At 37.2% G+C, this 14,940-nt stretch carries 14 protein-coding genes, 3 tRNA genes and 1 pseudogene; 6 read left to right on the top strand and 12 right to left on the bottom strand.

Translation table 11 applies throughout. The annotated features are described in order from the left end of the window. Window positions 1–195 precede the first annotated feature (195 nt). Window positions 196–618 carry a hypothetical protein gene (locus O1450_RS04260; protein WP_269229814.1) on the top strand — a complete coding sequence of 141 codons (423 nt, stop codon included), beginning with the start codon at window positions 196–198 and terminating at the stop codon, window positions 616–618. Between the two features lie 359 nt (window positions 619–977). Here O1450_RS04260 and O1450_RS04255 read toward each other — a convergent pair whose 3' ends face one another. Beyond that, entirely contained in the window at window positions 978–1,646 is a 669-nt protein-coding gene (locus O1450_RS04255) for a class I SAM-dependent methyltransferase (protein ID WP_269229813.1), read from the bottom strand. A 53-nt stretch (window positions 1,647–1,699) separates the two neighbouring features. Next, on the bottom strand, window positions 1,700–2,548 hold the full coding sequence (gene folD / locus O1450_RS04250; protein WP_269229812.1) for a bifunctional methylenetetrahydrofolate dehydrogenase/methenyltetrahydrofolate cyclohydrolase FolD: 849 nt from the start codon (window positions 2,546–2,548) through the stop codon (window positions 1,700–1,702). A 152-nt stretch (window positions 2,549–2,700) separates the two neighbouring features. On the opposite strand from folD, the gene O1450_RS04245 reads away from it, so the two are divergent. Both O1450_RS04245 and O1450_RS04240 read left to right on the top strand, forming a co-directional pair. Then, a tRNA-Cys gene (locus O1450_RS04245) sits at window positions 2,701–2,774 on the top strand. Window positions 2,775–2,788: 14 nt separating this feature from the next. Continuing rightward, a tRNA-Leu gene (locus O1450_RS04240) sits at window positions 2,789–2,874 on the top strand. 119 nt (window positions 2,875–2,993) lie between these two features. On the opposite strand, the gene O1450_RS04235 is transcribed toward O1450_RS04240, so the two are convergent. Beyond that, entirely contained in the window at window positions 2,994–4,775 is a 1,782-nt protein-coding gene (locus O1450_RS04235; protein ID WP_269229811.1) for an alkaline phosphatase D family protein, read from the bottom strand. A gap of 208 nt (window positions 4,776–4,983) precedes the next feature. Here O1450_RS04235 and O1450_RS04230 point away from each other — a divergent pair. Beyond that, window positions 4,984–5,069 (top strand) — tRNA-Leu (locus O1450_RS04230). Window positions 5,070–5,202: 133 nt separating this feature from the next. Here the strand turns inward: O1450_RS04230 and pgaD are convergent. The 7 genes from pgaD to O1450_RS04195 form a co-directional block, all read right to left on the bottom strand. Continuing rightward, a complete protein-coding gene (pgaD, locus tag O1450_RS04225) occupies window positions 5,203–5,619 on the bottom strand; it encodes a poly-beta-1,6-N-acetyl-D-glucosamine biosynthesis protein PgaD (protein ID WP_005158127.1) in 417 nt (138 codons plus the stop codon). Window positions 5,620–5,649: 30 nt separating this feature from the next. Further along, complete coding sequence (gene pgaC / locus O1450_RS04220; RefSeq protein ID WP_269229810.1) at window positions 5,650–6,906, bottom strand: poly-beta-1,6-N-acetyl-D-glucosamine synthase; 1,257 nt, start codon at window positions 6,904–6,906, stop codon at window positions 5,650–5,652. A gap of 15 nt (window positions 6,907–6,921) precedes the next feature. Continuing rightward, window positions 6,922–8,919 carry a poly-beta-1,6-N-acetyl-D-glucosamine N-deacetylase PgaB gene (pgaB, locus tag O1450_RS04215; protein ID WP_269229809.1) on the bottom strand — a complete coding sequence of 666 codons (1,998 nt, stop codon included), beginning with the start codon at window positions 8,917–8,919 and terminating at the stop codon, window positions 6,922–6,924. A gap of 252 nt (window positions 8,920–9,171) precedes the next feature. Continuing rightward, window positions 9,172–9,567 carry a hypothetical protein gene (locus tag O1450_RS04210; protein WP_269229808.1) on the bottom strand — a complete coding sequence of 132 codons (396 nt, stop codon included), beginning with the start codon at window positions 9,565–9,567 and terminating at the stop codon, window positions 9,172–9,174. Window positions 9,568–9,953: 386 nt separating this feature from the next. Next, window positions 9,954–10,295 carry an FKBP-type peptidyl-prolyl cis-trans isomerase gene (locus O1450_RS04205; protein WP_005217778.1) on the bottom strand — a complete coding sequence of 114 codons (342 nt, stop codon included), beginning with the start codon at window positions 10,293–10,295 and terminating at the stop codon, window positions 9,954–9,956. Window positions 10,296–10,314: 19 nt separating this feature from the next. Continuing rightward, window positions 10,315–10,845 carry a YaeQ family protein gene (locus O1450_RS04200; RefSeq protein WP_004663390.1) on the bottom strand — a complete coding sequence of 177 codons (531 nt, stop codon included), beginning with the start codon at window positions 10,843–10,845 and terminating at the stop codon, window positions 10,315–10,317. A gap of 75 nt (window positions 10,846–10,920) precedes the next feature. Then, window positions 10,921–11,934 (bottom strand): CobW family GTP-binding protein, encoded by a 1,014-nt coding sequence (locus O1450_RS04195; protein ID WP_269229807.1) that lies wholly within the window; start codon window positions 11,932–11,934, stop codon window positions 10,921–10,923. Between the two features lie 477 nt (window positions 11,935–12,411). On the opposite strand from O1450_RS04195, the gene O1450_RS04190 reads away from it, so the two are divergent. Continuing rightward, window positions 12,412–12,627, top strand: coding sequence for a hypothetical protein (locus tag O1450_RS04190; RefSeq protein WP_269229806.1), 216 nt, complete (start codon window positions 12,412–12,414; stop codon window positions 12,625–12,627). A gap of 133 nt (window positions 12,628–12,760) precedes the next feature. On the opposite strand, the gene O1450_RS04185 is transcribed toward O1450_RS04190, so the two are convergent. Together O1450_RS04185 and O1450_RS04180 are read right to left on the bottom strand one after the other, a co-directional pair. Beyond that, complete coding sequence (locus O1450_RS04185) at window positions 12,761–13,282, bottom strand: acyl-CoA thioesterase (RefSeq protein ID WP_269230412.1); 522 nt, start codon at window positions 13,280–13,282, stop codon at window positions 12,761–12,763. 220 nt (window positions 13,283–13,502) lie between these two features. Continuing rightward, window positions 13,503–14,126: a MarC family protein gene (locus tag O1450_RS04180; protein ID WP_269229805.1), complete on the bottom strand. Its 624-nt coding sequence runs from the start codon at window positions 14,124–14,126 to the stop codon at window positions 13,503–13,505. 528 nt (window positions 14,127–14,654) lie between these two features. On the opposite strand from O1450_RS04180, the pseudogene O1450_RS04175 reads away from it, so the two are divergent. Beyond that, window positions 14,655–14,893: pseudogene (locus O1450_RS04175) on the top strand (RND transporter); the annotation flags it as partial. Window positions 14,894–14,940: the final 47 nt, after the last annotated feature.

The following is a 14,940-nucleotide window of genomic DNA, read 5'->3' as shown; positions in this document are numbered from 1 at the left end:
AAAATACTGCAATAAAGCAACGACTTCTGTATTAAATAAAAAACTTGGCAGATTATATGCAAAATTGTTCGAAAACGAAAATTCTTTCTTTAACTTTGAACCTCAATACGATGAATAACCCGAGTTGTAAAGATTACTCACAATAACAACCTTATTTTATGCCATACTAATTATGGAAATAATAGGATCATTGATATGAAAAAAACCAATTTATTCATTATCGTTACAAGTGCACTTGTTATCACTGCATGTCAAAGTACACCACACAAATTTAACGGCGTGACGGGCTATCAAATAGAAAATAAAACAACAACTTCAGCCACGATTGCTTATACTCTTGCAGCACGTACCAATCAAGATTTAGATCAAAAGAAATTACAACATGCTTGTAATCAAGTTTTAGGCATAGGAAAAACTTATAAAATTTCAATACTCAGCGTCAATGAAATTATGAATCCTACACAACAAGAACAATACGCTGTAAAACTTGGAAATAGTCGTGCAACTTTTGGACTTTCTAATTCACCTGATTTCAATAACAGTGAAGGATATGCAACACGCCAAGCACTTGAAGCACGCCCGACTACACTTAAAGTCATTCGCTATACTTGTTCTTAACAAAATCAAAGATCAAATACCATATCTGTAATATGGTATTTGATTACAATAGATTATTCATTACCATGTCTTTCATTTAAAAGATTGCTTTATCTTATTATCAGCAAACATCTTCAGATCTGTCTAAAGATGGATAAATACAGTTTATTCAAACTAAGACTGAATTCCTTTCAGTTCAGTACACTCAGAGTCCCCACCAGTTTATTCTGATCTACAGCGGAAAAAATCTTCGCCAAAAGTAAACTGGTATGCTCATATCATCATCGCAAAGAGTCATTATCATAAAACCTAATTTATCAAATGCTCAAAATCAAAAATTTTGGTTTAATCATTTTTGATGCTTAAAAAAAACGCTGTAATCACAGCGTTTTATAAAAACTCACATTTCTAAACTCTTTGGATTCATCTAAGTCAGGCCAAGTCGTTGCACTGCGTTCATCAATTTTCATATATTGAGGGTGACTAAAGTTTTTAACTCGGCTATCGGCAACCCAAACTTCAGGTGCGAACTTAAGAAACTCATCTAAGAAGAAACGATTGCACTGGTCATACAGCACGTCCGCAGCGAGCAATACATCCACTTGCTCGGCTTTATATAAATCATCCAAGTACTCAAGTTCAACATCATTCAACAAAGCATTTTCACGACATGACGCAAGACTTATTGGATCAATATCACAACAGATCACACGCTTAGCACCTGCCATTTTTGCAGCAATTGCAACTACACCCGAACCTGCACCAAAATCTAAGACCACTTTATCTTTAACATGATGTGGCTCAGCGAGTAGCCACTGTGCCATCGCTAAACCAGATGCCCAACAGAAAATCCAATACGGCGTCTCATTCCAAATACGACGAATCACCTCATCATCCAAACGATCAGTTGGAAAAACAGGTGGAATGAGCCACAATGAAATTGGAGTTTCGGGCAGTTGCTGAGCCAGTAATTCTGTGTTTGGAATAACGTCATGTAGGGCTTTAAGCAATTGTTCAGGTGCTTTCGCAAATTGAAATGTACAACTCATATTTCTTTAATTCTTAAAAAACCCCTCTATTCAGAAGGGCTTAAAGTGGATATTTAACCTAAGGCTTTTTCAGCGGCTTCTACAGTTTGGCGAATTAAAGTCGTAATCGTCATCGGCCCTACACCACCTGGAACTGGTGTATAAGCAGAAGCAATCTCTTCAATACCCACCAATTGAATATCACCGACACCACCACCATCACGTGGATGGAAACCAGCATCAACAACAACTGCACCTTGCTTGATCCAGTCTTTTTGAATCAACTCAGCTTTACCCACCGCACCGACAATAATATCTGCTTGTTTTACCAATTCAGCTAAATTCTGAGTACGTGAATGGCAGATTGTTACGGTTGCATTGGCTTGTAACAACATCATTGCCATTGGTTTGCCTAAAATCGCTGAGCGACCAACAACTACGGCATGTTTACCTGCGATTTCGATCTTGTTTTCTTTTAAAATCGTCATGATGCCTGCTGGAGTTGCAGAACCATAAGCTGCCTCACCCATTGCCATACGACCAAAACCAAGACAAGTTACACCATCAACATCTTTCGCCAATGAAATCGCATCAAAGCATGCTCTTTCATCAATTTGTTCAGGCACTGGATGCTGCAACAAAATACCGTGTACATCTGGATTAGCATTTAATTTTTCAATCTCAGCCAATAATTGCTCTGTTGTTGTTTCTTTTGGAAGCTCAACTTTCAGTGAATCCATACCGACACGGCGACATGCATTACCCTTCATACGCACATACGTTGCCGATGCACCATCATCACCAACCAAAATTGTTGCCAAAATTGGGGTACGTCCCGTTTTTGCTTTTAATGCTTCTACACGAACCAACAAATCAGCTTCGATTTGTGTTGCCAACGCACGACCGTCTAAAACCAATGCCACAGCGCATCTCCAAAGTGGGTATGAATCAATTGCGTAAATAATACATGATAATTTGACCAATATTCTTTTAGATGTTGTTTTTATGTGCATATTCACGGCAAACACTATTGTTTTTTTTCTAAAGGTTGCTAATATGTGCATCACCAAATGATGGCGGGGTGGCAGAATGGTCATGCAGCGGACTGCAACTCCGTGTACGCCGGTTCGATTCCGACCCCCGCCTCCAAATTTGGTTTTAAAGCCCGAGTGGTGAAATCGGTAGACACAGGGGATTTAAAATCCCCCGCCCACAAAGCGTGCCAGTTCGAGTCTGGCCTCGGGCACCATTTTTCAACTAATGAAAAATGGTGCAAATAAAAATCCAGCCTAAGCTGGTTTTTTTATGTCTGTAATTTAATAAATAAAAAAAGCCAAACATTAATGTTTGGCTCGATGTATCAATCGTTTACGCAACTTGCTGTGCCGTTTTCACTGGCAACAAATTCTTATCAAAACTGAGCTGATATTGTCTAGCTGTATCAACAACATATTCAGCTTTCTTAATTGAATCGACATAAATCCATTGTGACTGAACCTGAGTTTCATCAAATTGAACAATTAAGTAACCACGTTGATTCAGGTTGCAGTAATTCAACTCATCAATTAATGTGGTGAAGTTAAATTCAAACTGTTGTAGCTGCGCTAGTGGAATATTTAAATACTTTTCCAAGCCCGGTGAAGATACTGAACTGGTTGCCAACTCCACCCCGACAAAAGCACCATCTTTACTGTATAAATTCGATGACCATGCATTATGGGTATCTCCTGCCAACACCACCACTTTTTTCTTTAGCTGTGCCAAAGTTCCATATAAAATTTCACGCTCAGCAAAATAACCATCCCATGCATCTAAGTTATAAGGTGCAACTGTTAAAACACGCGCTTTTTCTTGTGCAGTCAGCGTCGGATCACCTTTTTGCAAACGGAATTTCAGCGTAATCAGCTCTGTAATCTGTGCATTCATTTTTTCCAAAGTTTCATCACTCGGATGTCCCGCAGTAATTTCTGCCAACGCAAACAGTAACTCAGCAGGTACCAGCATTTTAGTCATCAGAATCTGTTGACCCAAAACATTCCATGTCGCATTAGATTGTTGAAGTTTTCCGAGTAGCCAATCCCGTTGGGTATATCCCATCAAAGTACGTGCAGGGTTGGTTAAGTCCGCTTGGAATTTTGCAGCATTCAACAAACCATTTGCGGTCATATAATCTGCATAATCTAATTGCTTATCACGCGCGATAATGCGTGTATCCAACATGGTGAGCTGAACGAGATTACCAAAATCAAATTGTCGATAAATCTTGATATGCTGATCATCAATTGGGCGAATTGGCATCCATTCAAAATAAGCTTGTAATGCTGCTAATTTTCTTTCAGAGAATTTACCTTCATTCTTTGCATTTGCTGTTTCTTCAGTATGATTGTCAGCACCCTCTCTCCAAGTATCATTGGCTAACTCGTGGTCATCCCAAATCACAATAAATGGATGACGATGATGCAAAGCTTGTAAGTCTTTATCTTTACGATATAAAGCATAGCGTTTGCGATAATCATCTAATTTAATAATTTCTTTATTATTATCCGCAGGAAGCGTACGCCCTAATTTCGTTGCATCTTCTGTCGCATAACCATCAGCACCATACTCATAAATATAGTCGCCTAGATGAATCACTACATCTACATTTTGTTTTGCCATTTCACGGTAAACATAGAAATATCCTGCTGGATAATTCGAACATGAACACACTGCAAAACTGACTTTAGATGTACTGGTTGGCAAAGTCTTGGTTTGCCCAATAGGTGAAATCTTATCGCCAAAACTAAAACGATAAAAATAGCTTTGATTTGGTTTTAATCCAATTGCATCTACCTTTACAGTAAAGTCTTGTGCAGCAGCGGTAGTGACTTTATCGGTTTTAATGATTTGCTTGAATTGCTGATCTAACGCAATTTCCCAAGTGACTTGCAACCGTGCACTGCTATCACTTGGTGTTAAGCGTGTCCACAAAATCACGCGATCCTGTAGTGGATCACCGCTGGCAACGCCATGTTCAAAATTAACTTGTAATGTCGCTGTTTCTTGATCTGAACTGTCATTACATCCTGTAAATCCCGCAGATAAAGACAATGCCCCAAAACCGAATAAACTTTTTTGAATGAGTTCCCGTCGTGAAATTTTTGCTGTCATTTGGATAGCTACCTTAATTTTATTACTTTGAGTAATTAAAACTAAGTTGTATAAATGAAAGTTTGATCTCAGTTTGATGAAATAATCATGAAAATTATATGACAATGCTTAATTTTTATCTGATAAACACATGAATTGATTGAAAAGAAAGCAATTAATGCTTTTTACTCTTGCCAAGTTTTAAAGTCTCCTCTATTATTGCGGACATGCCCGAGTGGTGAAATCGGTAGACACAGGGGATTTAAAATCCCCCGCCCACAAAGCGTGCCAGTTCGAGTCTGGCCTCGGGCACCATTTTTCAACTAATGAAACATGGTGCAAATAAAATCCAGCGTAAGCTGGTTTTTTTATGTCTAAAATTTAAGACAAGCATAGAAAAATGCCTTAATTAAAATTAAGGCATTTATACTTCTCAATCGAATAAATTTCACTCAACTCGAATAATCTTACCATTTTCATCATGATGCAGCGTGGTTACTTTTTGTTGGCGACCAGCTTGAATTTCTTGTTCAGGCAACTCAAAATAACGTGCATAATCAGGTAGTGCTTTTTCAATTGCATGTTTTTTATGTACGCGTTTTGAAGGTAAAAGCCCCCATAATAATAATGCTACCGCACACATGAAAAGTGCTGTAATTCCGTGCTCAAGACCTTGACTGAATGCAGCCATTAAACGTTGTGCAAGATGCGTTTTTTGCAGTTCAATTAACACCCAAACCAAAATAAATGGTCGCCATAATAGCAGCCAACCTGCCCACATCATTGCTGTTGTGGTCGTAGAAAAATAACGCTTATGCCATGGGAGTTGGCGACGTACATCGATAATCAAACTATTTGCTTTCATTTCTAGTCTCAGCAAAATGAATCTTGCGACTCAGCGAATTCCACGATCTGGGCTAATCCAACGGGCGCGTTTTTCTTCAGCGCGAAATAGCACTTTTGGAAAGGCGACGATTGTAGCAGTAATCGTAATTAACCAAAATACAAACGGGTACCAAATCATCCAATAATAATTTTTCCCTAAGCTTGGTTCATAACGACTATCCATCCATTTGCTTAAAGCAAACTGAATTAAGCAAGTCGCACCTAATAAAATTCCGCTACCGTATGGTAAAAATGGCGAACTGACGACGGCAAGGGCTGGTATAGTAAATACGAAATGTAACAACCACATGACAGCCATAATCAGCATCAAATATGACCATACTAATGTTAAGCAAAGCTCTAACATTAATGGCCAGAGAAAATTAAGTTTTGGTTTAAAGAACACATCAATATTCTTAATCAGAACTTGTGCCCCACCCATCGCCCAACGTAAACGTTGTTTCCATAAACCATTAAAAGTCTCTGGCATCAAAATCCAAACCAAAGCATTTGGCTCAAAACGAACATCCCAACCAGCACGTTGTAATTTCCAAGTGATATCAATATCCTCAGTCAACATATTGGGAGACCAATAATCAACTTGATGTACAGCACTTTTACGAAAGGCTGTAATCACACCAGAGACAGTGAATAAACGACCAAAAGTACGTTGCGCTCGTTTAATCATGCCAACAATCGAAGAAAACTCACCAACCTGAATTCGTCCCAATAATGTTGAACGTGTACGAATACGTGGATTCCCTGTTACGGCTGCCACAGTTGGATCTTCGAGGAAATGGCGCATCATCCACTGTGCTGCATGAGGATCTAGTAACGCATCACCATCAATACCAATCAAGAACTCAGCATCCGTCATTAAACTACCCGCTTGCAGTCCCATCGCTTTACCTTGGTTTTGAGCAAGATGCACAACACGTAATTTTTCATGCTGCGCCGCGAGACGATCCAGCACTTCGCCCGTGTTATCAGAACTACCATCATTAATCGCAATCACTTCAAAGTTTGGATAATCTAATTGCAAAGCATGACTAATGGTTTCTTCTGCATTATCACCCTCGTTAAAACAAGGAACGAGTACAGCAACTTTAGGATATTCAGGCAAAGTTTCTGGCTGCTGATATGGAGGATCTTGGCGCTCTTTCCAGTAGAAAATAATTGCCCCTACCATCCATAAATAAGACATAAATAATGGATAATAAAACACAAACTTAATGGCATAAGCCCATAATAAAGCAATTATACTCATCGACACATTACTCCGTTATGGTACTAATTGTGATGATTTTAAAGCAAAAGCCTTACGCATAGTTTCTACATCTGGGTGTTCTTTAATCGGATCGTCAGGATAATATGCAATGTGCATCGCACCTTGTTGATAAAGCGACTTCATTGTTGCTGCCATTTCTTCTGAAGGAATCTTCTGATCATTACGCCAGTTAATCGCTTGTAATTCCATCACTGTCTTTTTAATCCCGTTTGGATATTGTTTCACTCGATTCATAATATCCGTATAAAACTTTTCGGGATTATCCGATTGTTCCATATAAGGCATTGCCATAATCGCTGTGAAATCATAGCGTTTTAATGACTCTTCCAAAGATTGTGCGTACCAATTTTCGGCATACGGGTTAAGGGCAACTTGCGCATACAAATTACGTGCCGTCATCAAATAAGGTTGATATTGACGCACCTTACCAGCAAGCTCCATTGCAAAATCGTCTAATGTCCGCGTTTTATATGCTGTCCATTTCTGCAATTTGTCATCATTGCCCCGTATTTGAGCAAGATCCGTTGGTAAACCTTGCTTTGCATAAGCTGCTAAGGCTTGAGGACTTGCATCTTCATAATCCGACAATGTCACATCATCATGGAATAATAGACCATCAAATGGCGTTGATTTTGCAAGATCTTGATAAATCTCTTTAATGGTTTGTCTTGCTTTTGGTGAATATGGGCTTAAGCGGATATATCCCATATTCAAATGCTCGCCCGCTTTTGCTTGTTGCGTGACAACTAAATCCTTTGACACTGGATCTGATTTAGGTAATTCCCATGCAAGTAAAGGCATCCAAGCATACAAACGCTGTACTGGCGTACGTGTTTGAATTTGCCAAGCTACTCGGTTAAATAAATCCGCACGCATTGGAATATGACGGTTTGGGAAATACACCATATCCGCAGAGCCATTTGCATCAGGATCTGAGAATGCTTGTAAGTAAACTGTCTTGACTCCCATTCCATTGATACGATCTAAAAGATTACCTAAATTACGCTCTTGTTGTTGTGGGTCTGGATCATAGATGTAATCTAAATCCACATGCATGATCTTTTGCGGACGATTATTATCGTTCAAATTCAGTTCGCGGTTCTTTATTTCTTGTGCCAAGGCATTGGTTGACATATTTCCTTGAATTAAAATACGCCCCATATTTTGGATCGATTGTTTTGCATGATCAGCACCATCGTCCAAAGTAATGGTAATCGGCATACCCAATTGTTTAGAAATTTGAACTAATTGCATATTATAACGACCATAAGGCCAAACCATGACACGTGGTGAACGTAAACCGTGTGCCTGCAATAATTCATTATTTTTCTTTAAATCTTGATAAACACGTGCTTGATAATTTGCATCACTTTCATAAGTTTTCGTATTTGAATCATAAATTCGAGTAATCGCTGCTGGTTCTGAATTACCTTGAGGGTTTGCGTTTACTCCTCGATGCAAATGGTAGCTATGACTTGCAATCTCAACTAAGCCACTATTTTGCATTTCTTTGAGTTCATTCCAACTCAAAATTTTATTGCGCGTAATCTCTTCCCCACCAAAGTCCACTTTCTGATTAGCTTTTGGTTCTAACCAAGAACCGACAACTGCTAATACAACTGGAATTTTTTTCGCACGTACAATTGGATAGGCATTTTGATAAAAAGACTGATAACCATCATCTACTGTCAATAACACAGGTTTAGTTGGTAAAGTGTATTTGCCCTGATGTGCTTTAATCAGTTGATCGACATTGATAAAGTGATAACCATTATTTTGTAACCAATCGATGTGCTCGCTGAATTGTTGTGCTGTTACTGCATAACTTGGGATGAGTGCATCTTTATGGTCGGTAATTTCATGATAACCAATGACGGTTAACGTTGTCGCATCAATTTTGGAATTTTCTGCAAAAGTTGCTGTAGTCGCAACTAAACCAATCATTAGACCTAAAAATGCTTTTAAGGTCGGAGACACTAAACGTGTTGTCATAGAGATATCTTCTCAATATTCGAAAATGGCTGAGCGCGAATCATGCATGAATCATCTTACAATTTGTGGACAAATAAGATTTTTAGCGAGTCAGCTGGGAGCAAGGATTGTATTTATAATTTTAAAAACTGAAAATAATCTTAAAAAAATATTTTATAAATTTTATCGCAATATACATCAATATTTTAGCCATATGTGATTAGGTTCCTAACACGATACGTATTAAGAACCTAATGAGCTAAATATATAAGCTTAATATTCAATGAGCTGAAAATTTGGATGCTCAGAAAGTTGTTGTAAATAATAACGTTCTTTTTGATAAAAATATTTATATAAGCGGTTTACCCATTCACCACGACGGAATGTCTGAATTTTTTTATTCACGCCATCGTATTGTAGCAAGACGACATTCCCTTCTAATGGAGATAATAAGGTAATTCGATAGTCAGGATGTGAATGCTGATGTGAAGGACTCAACTCTCGGAGAATCTCGACCTTGTTCTCTCCATCCATCCAATAATCCTTATCAATCAATGCTTTTTCATTGACCCAAAAACCATTTTCAGCGCCATTATAAGTATTAATCAAGAAAAAATTATGTAATTCTTTTAATAGCTCAGAAGCGGTAATATCCAAATAATCATTCATAGCTGCCTCACTCACTCAATTTTTTGATGCTCGTTAACACAAGCATAGATTTTTTATAATTTACCTCGCCATGTTTATGAATCTGCTGATCATGGATGGCAACATTAAAAGCAATTTTTTCCAAAAGGTAAATTAACATCACATTTATTATAAAAACTTTGATTCAGAATACATTGCCCTTTCTTTAAAAGATATACAGAACCATCTACAGAATCAATCATTTTAAGCAGATTGTTGAAAAAAGCACATTAAAATAAAAATATTAAAAATCAAAATATTAGAATTAAATCATTTTTTTGATTTGTATTGTTTTTGTACTTTTTTTTGCAAAGCATGAATTAAGCAATCAAATCAATACCATCATGCTTTGCATCATTGAGACTAAATCACTCGTCGCGCGTTTTAACATCAAATAATTCAATTTCAAAAGTCAGATTTGAATTTGCTGGAATAATTTTTCCCATTTTGCGTTCACCATAAGCTAAATGTGCAGGTACGATTAACTTACGTTTCCCACCAACGCGCATTCCCATGATGCCTTGATCCCAACCTTTGATTACTCGCCCTGTACCGATCACAGTCTCAAAATAATTCCCACGGTCAATTGAAGAATCGAACTGAGTACCATCTTCTAACCACCCCGTGTAGTGTGTTGTGATTAAAGCACCTTTAACAGCTTCTTTACCTTCACCTACTTTTAAATCAATAATTTGTAATTCAGCGCTCATCTTTTACTCCCAACCTGATTTATTGCAATTGTAACCATTGAATATCGACTTGACCTTTATCGCTCAACAAAGTCCACTCTCCATCCATAATATTAAGCTGTAATTGCATCGTGCGTTCACATAAGCCTTCAAGTGCCTGTGTAGTCTGAGGCGCTAATTGCCAGACCTCCACATTACTCAACGTCTTAATCTTGGTATTTTTTTGCCACCAATCAGCAGCTTGTGAGCCATAGGTAATCACAGCCACTTTTTTACAGCGAGCACTAGCTTTTTTCACTTTATCTTCAGATGGACAACCGACTTCAATCCAATTTTCTAAAAGCCCTGTTAAATCTTTTTGCCATAACGCAGGCTCATCCGTTTCAAACAAATCTTTGGTGAATTCTAATCGCTCATCGGCATAACGTGCATAAGCAAGAATACGAACCATCAAACGTTCAATAGTCTCTGACGGATGTAAGGCAAGTGTTAGCTGATAATCTGCATAGATATGCTGATCCATATTGGCAATATTCAGATCTGCCTTATATATTGTTGCTTTTAGCGCCATAAAAAATACTCTTAAATACGGTGTACTCAAATTTGGCGCTAAGCATACTCTATTTTATTACAAAAAATGTTGGCTTTAATCATTTTGAGCATCAGTTAGATCAAGACGACAATTTATTAATTGTGTTTCAAACACCAACCAATCTTGTTCGGATTGGCAAATAATTTCAATTCGATTATCAATACTCTCTTCGGCAGACTTATAGTTAAATTGTTGAGGATTAAAATTAAAACTTTTCCAACCTTGATCCGTATTAAATATGCCTTTGATGCGAATCCAATTTTGTTGCGTACACAACAAATCTAAGAGTTCAAAAAATTTAAATTGCCAGCGTTTAGGCAATTTCCAACCTGCAACGGTATAACCTTGAGCCGTTTCTACATAATGATATGGAAGTTGTTTTATTTCTAACAGAGGCTCGATAGCCTGTGTTTGTTGTAGCTTGAGTAAAGGTTGGATCTTACGTTGTACAGGTTGTTGCACAATATCAATCTGAGATAATTCAATTTTGCCACACTCAACTTCAATCCAATGCTGGACATAAGTGTCATATTCTTGTTTTAAAGCTGCATAGGCTTGATGATCTGCTACTGACATACAATCAATATGTGAGAGGACTACGATTTGTGCAGATTTCAGTTGATCGGTATATAAGTTTTGTTTAACCCAATCTTCATCATGTAGACGACTTCCATCCACAACGATTACCAAAGCACGCATATTTAAACTGCTTTGCCAATGCGGCTCGGTCAGTTGTTCCAGTAATTGTGCAGGATGACCTAACCCCGTTGGTTCGATAAATAAACGATCAGGTTTACTTTCACTGAGTAAGCGAGCCAGTGCAATTTGCATAGGAAGTTGACTGCTACAGCACAAGCATCCACCAAGTAGTTCTTTGACAGCATAGCCTTGTTGTTGGGTAATCAGTTGTTGATCAACACCTATTTGCCCAAACTCATTCATTAGAACAGCCCAAACTTCGTTTTCAGGCTTTTGGGTTAATAAATGCTGCAATAGCGTTGTTTTACCTGCACCTAAAAAACCAGAAATAATGTGAGTAGGAACAATTTTGGGAGCAATGAACTTCACGATTTACTCGCATTAAAAATTTATTTCATTCTAAAGTGAAAAATATGCGAAATAAAATAAAGAATTAAATTTACGAAATAATTCAATTAAAACAAAAATAAAGATAATTTAATCACAAAATTAATCTAAAAATACTATTTAAAACTAAAATTTAAATGTTTTATCCAATTATTAAACTCTTTGCAAAAGAAAGATCTTGTTTAGAACACGTAAAATTGTAGATTATTTTTTAATCAAAAATACATATTTATATACATTTTATTGATAGGTTCAGGCATTTAACTTTACAAGCACATCACAAAACCGCGTTTTATGATGCGCTATTGTTAAGCTTGGCGTAAAAGATTGTTAAGAATATTGCTATAAAAAACTTAGGCACTTAGCATAAACCTCATGCAGAAATTCAAGATTTGTTCTGATTCATCTCTCGAATTGAAGCTGTAATTTTTTAATTAAGTTCAAATATGGATGCCAAACATGAAACTCATTAAGACTTTAATTGCGACAACATTTGCTTTAACAGCGGCAACAACATTTGCAGCTTCGGCTCATGACAAATCACATAGCACCAAAACCACCGAAGAGAAAGTCGTGGTATCAACTCAGGAGCAACCTGAAACTTTAAATCCAGCTACAACAGACACAACAGCAAGTGATGCAGCAACAACGGCTGCTCCGACCGTTAGTAAATAATTTGATCTTCAGGTTCCTCCAGACCCTTTAGAACAACATTTGTAATGATCTGACTCATCTTTACAAATAAAAAAAGATCGAACCATGCTGCGGTTCGATCTTTTTTTAGATCACTAGGAATGTAATGAATAAATCAACACTGGCTAGATTTCTTGAAGATACTGCAAGAAGGTTGCTGTACTTCTTGTAAACGTAGGTCCTTACGCTGTTCTGCAGCTTCGAAACGACAACGCTTCCAATCCGTATCTAATTTTAATATCGGAACAACTTTAGGTTTACGCTCCTCATCTACAGCAACCATGGTGAAATAGCATGTATTGGTATGTCTGATTGTACGCTTTTGAATATTTTGTGCTTCTACACGAATGCCGACTTCCATAGAAGTACGTCCTACATGATTAACACTCGCTAAAAATGTGACTAATTCACCAACGTAAATTGGCTCTTTAAAATTAACTTTATCAACAGACAATGTCACAACATAACTGCCTGAATAACGGCTTGCACAAGCATAAGCAACTTGGTCAAGCAGTTTTAAAATTGCTCCACCATGAACATTACCTGAAAAGTTTGCCATATCAGGTGTCATTAAAACTGACATTGTAAGCTCTGACTGATCATCAGGTGCTTGGTTCAATTGATCTAATGGATACATAGGAGAACTCATAGGAGAATACAACATGTGTATTATCGTTCATTCCTCAACGTAAAAATACGTATAAATGTATAAAACATCATCAACTATTTTTATGATAGATCGAAACATTATTTCAGTAGGATTACATACAACCTCTTTTTATTAGATTTTATCTAAAATTAACAATGTGTTATCAACCAAATAAATACTGATCATACAAAATTTTATATCTGATAATTTAATTTAAATTTGTAGATCGAATGAGTCCCATCACACCATTAACGATCATATCGACAGCAATTGTACCGATCAGTAAGGCAGATAAACGCCCCATAATGTCAAAGTAACGATCAATATACTTAGCATGCTTGTAGCGTAAATGATCGTGTCCGTATTTCATCGCGATAAGAATACTGCAAGTTAACGCCAATGTGAGGGCAATCACAGCAATTGCTCCTCCAAATGGAACACTCACGCCTGTGACAACCGCAGCACTAATTGTTCCCGGTCCAATCATAAAAGGCATAGCGATCGTACCTGCCAAATGCTCAGGAGCGCCACGCATTTCACCGATTGTTTCTGCACCCTGAAACACATAACGATAACCAATTACAAGAAAAATTAATCCACCAAATATTTGGAAAGATTCAAATCTTACATTTAGATAGCGACTAAAAATATTCTCGCCCCCCCATGCGAATAATGCAAAAACAGCAAAAGCGATTAAGCTCCCTTGAATCAATGCTTTATTAAATACTTTTACATCGGTATTCCGAATCATCCCGACCATGTAGACACTCATCAGGAACGGATTCAATAATGAAAAAAACAATGCAAATGCATGGATATAGGGTGAAAACATAAAACTCCCGTTATTACGATGAATACCTAAACTTTGTTCTACTTAAAGTAACTGAGAATAGAATTTCAAAACGATTCCAACTGGTTGATCAAACAAAGAATGCATATACTGCAATTCAACACTTAAAAAACAGTATCATCGCTTGAATCCACATATCTTAAATTAGTTAATTTTAAAAAACTCATAAGTGATACAGGCAAAAGTCCGATAAAATAAACAGCTAAAAACTGATAAAAATTTTTATGAACCTTAAAATCCTAAAAACTAAGCAGTTTGAATATGTTCGCATATTCATATTTCTTTAAATTTGTAGCGCTGTATATAACTAGTATTGAAAATGTAAAAAGGCGATAAAAATACTTATCGCTTTCTATTTCATAAAAATACATTAAGAGTGAAAAGACATTCTTTTAAGGTTCATCACCTAAACCAAAACCGCCGAAAGTAGGACTTTCAGTATCACCCTCACCCAAATCAAAACCGCCAAACAGTTTGAAATGTAAAATAAGGATTTAATCAGTATATGAACTGCCTGATCAATGTATTCTGTATCAGTACATACAGGCACATGGTCAAGCACTTGTTCATCCCGACATGCCAATCAGCTTTCACATTTGCGTTATTTTAAAGGCAGTATCAACTATCTGGATGTGATTGATTCGGATCGGAGTATCTTGCAGCAAGAGCAACTCGCTGCACAGCTTCATGGTAGTCGAATGATTGCCAGTGTAGATATTATTCGGGCTTTAGGTGGTGGATGGCATTAACCTAAGCTGCCGAGTGATATGCAATTGTTTTAATGAAGGGATATAAA

Source organism: Acinetobacter sp. TR11 (assembly GCF_027105035.1).
In the GTDB taxonomy this organism is placed as follows: domain Bacteria; phylum Pseudomonadota; class Gammaproteobacteria; order Pseudomonadales; family Moraxellaceae; genus Acinetobacter.
Note: the sequence above shows the minus strand (reverse complement) of the source record. Positions and strands in the feature narration are given on the sequence as shown.